At 74.0% G+C, this 8193-nt stretch carries 6 protein-coding genes and 2 riboswitches; of the genes, 5 read left to right on the top strand and 1 reads right to left on the bottom strand.

Annotated features, from left to right (window positions below):
* The first annotated feature begins 460 nt into the window (after positions 1–460).
* Entirely contained in the window at positions 461–2089 is a 1629-nt protein-coding gene (locus ACWENR_RS28075) for an L-lactate permease (protein WP_452279959.1), read from the top strand.
* Between the two features lie 79 nt (positions 2090–2168).
* On the opposite strand, the gene ACWENR_RS28080 is transcribed toward ACWENR_RS28075, so the two are convergent.
* Positions 2169–2879, bottom strand: coding sequence for a response regulator transcription factor (locus ACWENR_RS28080; protein ID WP_452279960.1), 711 nt, complete (start codon positions 2877–2879; stop codon positions 2169–2171).
* Positions 2880–3125: 246 nt separating this feature from the next.
* Between ACWENR_RS28080 and ACWENR_RS28085 the strand changes: the two genes are divergently transcribed.
* From ACWENR_RS28085 to ACWENR_RS28100, 4 genes are all read left to right on the top strand, one after another.
* Positions 3126–5699, top strand: coding sequence for a collagenase (locus ACWENR_RS28085; protein ID WP_452279961.1), 2574 nt, complete (start codon positions 3126–3128; stop codon positions 5697–5699).
* 126 nt (positions 5700–5825) lie between these two features.
* Positions 5826–6782, top strand: a complete 957-nt coding sequence (locus ACWENR_RS28090) for a LysR family transcriptional regulator (RefSeq protein ID WP_452279962.1) — start codon at positions 5826–5828, stop codon at positions 6780–6782.
* A gap of 111 nt (positions 6783–6893) precedes the next feature.
* Positions 6894–6980, top strand: a riboswitch (glycine riboswitch).
* Positions 6981–7073, top strand: a riboswitch (glycine riboswitch).
* 400 nt (positions 7074–7473) lie between these two features.
* Positions 7474–7863 carry a glycine cleavage system protein GcvH gene (gene gcvH / locus ACWENR_RS28095; protein WP_452279963.1) on the top strand — a complete coding sequence of 130 codons (390 nt, stop codon included), beginning with the start codon at positions 7474–7476 and terminating at the stop codon, positions 7861–7863.
* 130 nt (positions 7864–7993) lie between these two features.
* Positions 7994–8193: serine dehydratase beta chain (locus tag ACWENR_RS28100; RefSeq protein WP_452279964.1), on the top strand; the 200-nt coding region annotated here is incomplete at its 3' end.

Below are 8193 nucleotides of genomic sequence, written 5' to 3' on the forward strand. Positions count from 1 at the left end.
GCGCCGGCACGGTCAGCGTCACGGCGCGCCTCCCGCGTGGCGTGCCGGCCCCGGTGCCGCCCGCCGGGGCGCGGGGGTCGACGGCGGGACCGCGACGGACGCACGTGGTCGCATGCTCTCTCCCCCCACCGCCGGTCGTCTCGCCGCACAGTCTGTCGAGCGCGGGCGTGCCGGCGACAGGGCCCGCCGTCCGGGCCGCCCGGACGCGGGGCCCGGATCTTTCGACCGTCCGCCTGACAACCGTCACCCGTCCATCCGGCCGGTCCGCCGGTTTCTCCGGCCGTGGCCGCCGCGCCGTCACGACCGCTCCCACCGGCGGTGTCGTCGCCGGATCCTCTTCGAGGGTGCGCAGGCGGGGGGACCGCGCAAGCTGGGAGACGCGTCGCCCGGCCGCGTCCGGTGAGATGGGCCGTACCCACGCCGCCGGAGACCGGGGGCGCCCGCAGCCGAGGCGGTCTCGATGTACCAGCAGCCCCTGGACCCGGTCGCCGGGTCGCTCGCGCTGAGCGCCGCCTGCGCCGCGCTGCCCCTGCTCACCCTCTTCGTCCTGCTCGGCGTGGTGCGGGCGCGGGCCTGGGTGGCGGCGTTCGGCGCGCTGGCCGTGGCGGTCGTGCTGGCGTGGGCGCTGTGGCGGATGCCGCTGTCGCAGACGCTGCTGGCCGCCGGTCAGGGCGCCACCTTCGCCCTGTTCCCCCTGGTCTGGACGTTCGGCACGGCCATCTGGATCTACCGGATGACCGTGCACACGGGCGACTTCGACGCCCTGCGCCGGGGCTTCGCCCTGATCAGCGACGACCGCCGCGTCCAGGCCATGGTGATCGCGTTCTGCTTCGGGTCGCTGCTGGAGGCGCTCGCCGGTCAGGGCACGCCGGTCGCCGTCACCACCGTCATGCTGCTGGCCCTCGGCTTCACCCCCGTCCGGGCGGCCGCCGTCGCGCTGGTCGCCAACACGGTGCCGGCCGCCTTCGGGCCGCTCGGCCTGCCGATCACCACCCTGGCCGGCGTCACCGGGCTGCCGGCGGCGGAGCTGGGCGCGATGGCCGGCCGGCAGGTCCCGGTGGTCGCGGTCGTCGTACCGCTGGTCCTGCTCGTCGTCGTCGACGGCCGCCGGGGCGTACGGGAGCTGTGGCGTCCGGCGCTGGCGTGCGGCGGAGCCTTCGCGGTGGCCCAGTTCGTGACCACGAACTTCCTGGCGGCGGCGCTCGCCGACATCGTCGCCGCGTTCGCCGGGGCGGGTGTCCTGCTGCTCGTCACCCGCCGGCCCGCCGTGCGGCAGGCGGTTCCCGTGGCGGCCGGCGGCGCGGCACCGGCGGGCGACGAGCCACGTCCGGAGGGCGACGCGCCGCCGTCGCGCGGCGTCCGATGGCGGGCGTACGCGCCGTACGCGACGATCGTGGCGGTCTTCGCCGTCTCCCAGGTGCCGGCCGTCAAGCGGCTGCTCGACGCCGGCACGGTGACGGTCTCCTGGCCGGGCCTGCACGTGCTCACGGCGTCCGGCTCCCCGTCACCGCTGACGACCTTCCGCTTCGCCTGGCTCGCCGCCCCCGGCTCGCTGCTGCTGGTGGCCGGCGTGGTCACGATGGCGCTGCTGCGGGTGTCGCCGCGCGATGCCGTGCGGCTCTACGGGCGCACCCTGTCCGAGCTGCGGTGGGCCGTGCTGACGGTGGTCGGGCTGCTGGCGTTGTCGTTCACCATGAACGCCTCCGGGCAGGTCGCCACCCTCGGCTACTGGATGGCCGGCGCGGGTGGTCTCTTCGCCGTCCTGGCGCCCGTCCTCGGCTGGCTGGGGGTGGCCCTGACCGGGTCGGACACCTCGTCGAACTCGCTGTTCGGCGCGCTGCAGGTGGCGGCGGCGCAGCGGGCGGGGCTGGATCCGGTCCTGCTCGCCGCGGCCAACGCCTCGGGCGGCACGCTCGGCAAGATGATCAGTCTGCAGAACCTGACGATCGCCGCCGCCGCGGTCGGGCTCAACGGCCGGGAGGGCGACCTGTTCCGGCGGATGTTCGGCTGGAGCGTGCTGCTGCTCGCCCTGATGTGTCTGCTGGTCGGCCTGCAGGCCACGCCCGTGCTGTCCTGGATGGTGCCGTAGGCCGGCGCGGTCCGCGTTGGTGGCGACCGCTCGTGGCGGACGTCCCCGCCCGAGGCCGCGACGCCCCCGGGCCGACCGCTCACTCCAGGTGCAGCGACAACCCCTTTCCCCGGACCGTGTGGAGATACCGGTCGTCGGCCGCCAGCTCGCCGAGCTTGCGTCGCAGCCGGTGCACCAGGACGTCGATGGAGCCCGGCGACGCGCCTCCGCCGCGCCCCACCCTCGTGCGCAGCTGTGACCGCGGCACGATCCTGCCCGGGTGCTCGGCCAGGCACGCCAGCAGCTCGAACTCGGCCCGCGTCAGGGCGACCGGCGCACCGCCGAGGGTGACGCTGCGCCCGGCGACGTCGACGCGGAGGCCGCCCACCACGGAGGGCGCCGGGGGAGGCGCGGCCGGCACGCGGCGCAGCAGGGCGCCGACGCGGGCGTCGATGACCGGCGGCCGGCAGGGCTTGGGCAGGTACCCGTCGGCTCCGGCGCGCAGCACCCGCACGATCTCGTCGTCGCCGCGCCGCGCGGCGTGCACCAGCACGGGCCGGCGCGAACCGACGCAGAGCAGGCGCAGCAGAAGGAGCCCGTCGACGGCCGGGATGAACGGATCCACCAGTACGACGTCCGGACGCTGGTGCGTGTGGCAGGTCAGGTCGGACAGCGCGCGCCCGGCCTGGTGCACCGCGAGGTCCGTGACGACGTGGCCGAACCGGGCCAACCGGTCGCCGAGCCGCCGTCGGTAACCGGGGTCGTCGTCGATCAGCAGGATGCTCGCCATTCTTACCGTCCGGTGTCCCATCGGTGAACACCTCGCACGATCGCACGCACGGACGGTGGGCTTTCATAGCGAATGCCCATAGTGTCCGCTGATCGTTGCGGCCTGCCGACAGGCTCCGGTAAGCCCCGCGCCGGCGAACCTGACCGGCCGCTGTGGGCCCGTTGTGCCGCTCCGAGCGGCGTGGCTAGCGTCCACCGCCCGGGCATCCATCGAAGGCTGTAAGCGCCTCGACGGAATGCGCGTCCCCTCGCCCCTAGGAGAGTGTGCGTGTCCACGAACCCGATGCGCCGAGCCGCAGCCAGGCTGTGCGGCGCCCTGACGGCGCTCACGCTGGCCTGCGCCGTGGCGGCGCCACCTGCCGTCGCCGGCCCCGCCACACCGACCCCGGCCGGCCGTCCGGCCACGACGAGCGACCAGGCCCCACCGGCGGCGTCCGACGGCGTCGCCCGGCGCGACGACGCCGGCGACCACGTCAGCGGAAGACCGCTGCCCGTCCACCAGCGGGCGCCGCAGCCGGCGGCGAAGGACGCCGCCCGCGCCGACTACGACCACCCGACCACCCCGGAGCGCCGGGCCCGCCCGTCGGACGGCGGCTCACCGCGGGCCGCCGCCGCGTGCGACGCCGCCGACTTCACCGGCCGTACGGGCGCCGCGCTGGTGAGCCAGATCAAGGCCTCGACCGTCGACTGCGTCAACGGCCTGTTCGGCCTCTCCGGCGGCGACGCCCACGCCGCCTTCCGCGAGGCGCAGATGGTCAGCGTCGCGTACGCCGTCCGGGACGGCGCCGCCGGCTACCCCGGCAACCCGTCGACCGGCATGACGCAGCTCGTGCTCTACCTGCGCGCCGGCTACTACGTGCAGTGGTACGACCCCGCCGTCGGGTCGTACGGGCCGACGCTGCGAACCGCGATCCAGGCGGCCCTCGACGCCTTCTTCGCCAGCCCACGCGCCTGGGACGTCACCGACGCCAACGGCGAGACCCTGGCTGAGGCGGTGACCCTCGTCGACAGCGCCCAGGAGAACGCCCGCTATCTTTACGTCGTCAAGCGGCTGCTGACCGGCTTCGACTCCACCTACGCCGCCTCGTGGCACATGCTCAACGCGGTGAACAACGTCTACACGGTGCTGTTCCGGGGCCACCAGCTGCCGGCGTTCGTGGCCGCGGTGCAGGCCGACCGGTCGGTGCTCAGCACGCTGCGCGACTTCGCCGGCGCGCACACCGACCTGCTCGGCACCGACCGGAGCTACCTCACGTCGAACGCGGGCCGCGAACTGGCGCGTTTCCTCCAGCACGAGCCGCTGCGGGCCACGGTCCGACCGATGGCGGCGGCCCTGCTCTCGACGAGCAGGATGACCGGCCCGACCGCGCCGCTGTGGGTGGGCGTCGCGGAGATGACCCAGGCCTACGACGCCGCCAACTGCTCCTACTACGCCACCTGCGACCTCGCCGCGCAGCTGACCCGGTCCGTCCTGAAGATCAACCACACCTGCGACGCCTCGATCCGCATCGTGGCCCAGGGCATGACGGCCGCCGAGCTGAGCCAGTCCTGCGCCAGCCTCAAGGGGCAGGACGCCTACTTCCACGACCTCGTGGCCGACAGCGGCCCGGTGCCGGGCGACGTCAACTCCGACATCGAGGTCGTGGTCTTCGACTCCAGCACCGACTACCAGACGTACGCGGGCGCGATCTACGGCATCGACACCAACAACGGCGGCATGTACCTGGAGGGGAACCCGTCGGACGCCGCCAACCAGGCCCGGTTCATCGCGTACGAGGCGGAGTGGGTCCGGCCGACCTTCCAGATCTGGAACCTCAACCACGAGTACACCCACTACCTCGACGGCCGGTTCAACATGCACGGCGACTTCGCCGCCAACATCGCCACGCCCACCATCTGGTGGATCGAGGGGTTCGCCGAGTACGTCTCCTACTCGTACCGGAACGTGCCCTACACCAGCGCCCAGAACCAGGCCGGCAACCACACCTACACGCTGCGCACGCTCTTCGACACCACGTACGGCAACGACCAGACCCGCGTCTACAACTGGGGCTACCTGGCCGTACGCCACATGCTCCAGTCGCACCGCTCCGACGTGACGACCGTCCTGGGGCACTACCGGTCGGGTGCCTTCGGCGCCGCCCGCACCCACCTCACCAGCACCGTCGGCACCCGGTACGACGCCGACTTCGACGCCTGGCTGACCCGCTGCGCGGCCGGCGACTGCGGGGGCGCGACGCCCCCGACCAACCGGCCACCCTCCGCCTCGTTCTCGGCGACGACGAACGGGCTCACCGCGACCTTCACCGACCGGTCCACCGACGCCGACGGCAGCGTCGCCGCCCGGCGGTGGAGCTTCGGCGACGGCAGCGCGTCGTCGGCGACGAACCCGACGCGCACCTACGCGTCGGCCGGCACCTACACCGTCTCCCTGACCGTCACCGACGACCAGGGGGCCACCGCGACCAGCACCCAGACGATCTCCGTCGCGGCCGGCGGGGGAGGCACGCTGCCGGAGTGCGCCGGCGCCGACACCCGGGCGCTCGACCGCGACTGTCAACGCGGCGGCCGTTCGGCGACGGCCGGCGACTACGACTACCTGTACCTCCGGCTGCCCGCCGGCGTCACCACGATGACGATCAGCGTGGCCGGCGGGACGGGCGACTGCGACCTCTACTACAGCCCCTCCACCTGGGCGACGACCGGCAACGCCACCCGATCCTCGACCGGCGCCGGCAACACCGAGGCGCTGACCGTCACCGGCCCGTCCGCCGGCTACCACTACGTCAGCCTCCACGGCAGGACGTCCTGCGCGGGAGCCACCGTCAGCGCCCGCTACTGACGCCCGACCGCGAGCCTGCCCGAGCGGACGCGTCGCCCGGCCCCGACGCCGGGCGGGGCGTCCGCGCCGCCGGACCGGTCGACGCCCGGCCGGCGGCGCGCGCCGCTGCCGGCATAATCCCTCGCCATGGACATCGATGTACGGCACCTGCGGGCGATCTGTGCCGTCGCCGAGGCGGGGAGCGTGACGCGGGCCGCCGCCCGGCTGGGCCTGTCCCAGCCGGCCCTGACGGCCCAGCTGCGCCGCATCGAGGACGTGGTGGGAGGCGCGCTGTTCGTCCGCGGTCGCACCGGCAGCCAGCCGACCGAACTCGGCAAGCTGGTGCTCAGGCGGGCCCGCGTCGTGCTGGCGGAGGTCGACGCGCTCGTCGACGACTTCGCCGACAAGCACCGCGCCGCCGGGCTGCTGCGCGTCGGCACCGTCCACGTCGCCTGCCTGAGCAGTGTCGTGCCCCGGCTCGCCGAGGGGTTCCCGCACGCGGAGATCGCGTTGCAGATCGAGCCGTCGTCGCGCCTGCTGGTCGAGGCGGTCGCCCGCGGTCAGCTGGACGCCGCCCTGGTGGGCAACATGGAGGGCTTCGACCTGCCCATCGGCGCCGCGCTCGCCAGCCGCACGCTGGTGCCCCGGTACCCCATCTTCGTCGCGTTGTCCGCGACGCACCGCCACGCGGAGCGCGAGACGGTCCGGCTGGCCGACCTCAGCGAGGAGTCGTGGGTGTGCCCGCCCGGGCCCGACGACGGCACCCTCGCCTCGTTCCGTCGCGCCTGCCGCGTCGCCGGCTTCGAACCGAAGATCCGCTACGAGGCGCCCAGCGGGGCGGCGTACCCGCTGGTGGCGGCAGGCGACGGCATCCGCCTGGTCGACCCGACCTGGGCGCCGGCCCCCGGCACGAAGGTCCTTCCCCTCGACGGCGAGCCGCAGGTGGCGAGGCTCGCGGTGGTCTGGCGGCGGGACGCCTTCACCCACGAGCAGAGCGCCGGCCTGTTCCGGGCGCTTGCCCGGGCCTACCTGGAGCACGTCCACGACAACCCGGTGTTCGCCCGATGGTGGCGGGAGCACCCCCACGCGCACCCGGTGGTGTGACGTCCCGCCGCCGACGCGGAGCCGCCGGGGCGGCCGGTGGTTGATGTTGACGGCGTCTCCGCCGATCGCCTACTGTCTGCCCCGACAGCCGACAACTACATAGACACCGTTCGAACCTGCGCGGGAGAGACCCCGGGTCGGGGCGCCGAAGGAGCAAACTCCCAAGAAACTCTCAGGCACCATTACCGCGCAGGCGAGGTGGACTCTGGAAAGCAGACGACCGATCGTCTCACCCACGGTGCAAACCGCCCTCGGCGGTGAAGCTCTCAGGTCAATGACAGAGCGGGAGGCAACCGACGTACGACGCCGCGCGCGTCGGGACGAGGAGCGCCTCCATGCACCAGGGCCAGACGACTCTGCGCCACTCACCCCCGCACACCGTGCGCCGGGCGACCGGATCCCGGTCCACCGGCCCCGCCGGCTGGCCGACGCCGCCGCGCGACGACAGCGGGACCGCCGAACACCGCGCCGCCCGCCCCGAGCGGACGCTGCGACCGGTGGACGGCCACCCGCACCGACAGCTACCCCGGGCACGCGGGCCGCACCGCGCCGGGCCCGCGCGTCCCCGACACCCCCACCGCCCTGACCGGACCGACGCCGCCGTCTCGGACGCCGCCGGGCCGATGACACGCGCCCCGCTGCCGGTCCGCCACCCGCGCTGACGCGCCCGCGTTCCCCGAGGAGACGAGAGATGGACGTACCGGCGCACCTTCGGTACAGCGAGAACCACGAGTGGGTCGACGGGTCGGTCGAGCCGGCAGCGGTGGGCATCACCGCCTACGCGGCGGCGGCGCTCGGCGACGTCATCCACGCGGAACTGCCCGAGCCCGGCAGCCGCTTGGCGGCCGGCGACGTCTGCGGCGAGGTCGAGTCCACGAAGTCGGTGGCCGAGCTGTACCTGCCGGTCGGCGGAGAGGTCGTCGACGTCAACCGGGAGGTCCTCGCCGACCCGGGCCTGATCGGCGCCGACCCGTACGGGAAGGGCTGGCTGCTGCGGATCCGCCTGGCCGACGTGCCGCCGCTGATGTCGGCGGGCGAGTACCGCGCCTTCGTCGACGACGCCGATTCCCCGACGCAGTAGCCGGGAGAGGACATGCCGTGCCGATCAGGCTGCTGCTGATCGGGCCGGTGCGCGACCACCTCGGAGGGGCGGGGAGACGTTCCCCGCGCGCCGGCGGCGACAACCAGCAACCGCGACAGGAGCAGGCATCGTGATCAGCGTTTTCGATCTTTTCAGTGTTGGTGTCGGGCCGTCGAGTTCGCACACGGTGGGGCCGATGCGGGCGGCGCGTGCGTTCGTGGCGGGGTTGAAGGCTGATGGGTTGTTGTCGGGCACGGTGCGGGTGCAGGCGGAGTTGTTCGGTTCGTTGGGTGCGACGGGGCACGGGCACGGCAGTGATCGGGCGGTGTT

The sequence above is a fragment of the Micromonospora sp. NPDC004336 genome (assembly GCF_053602615.1).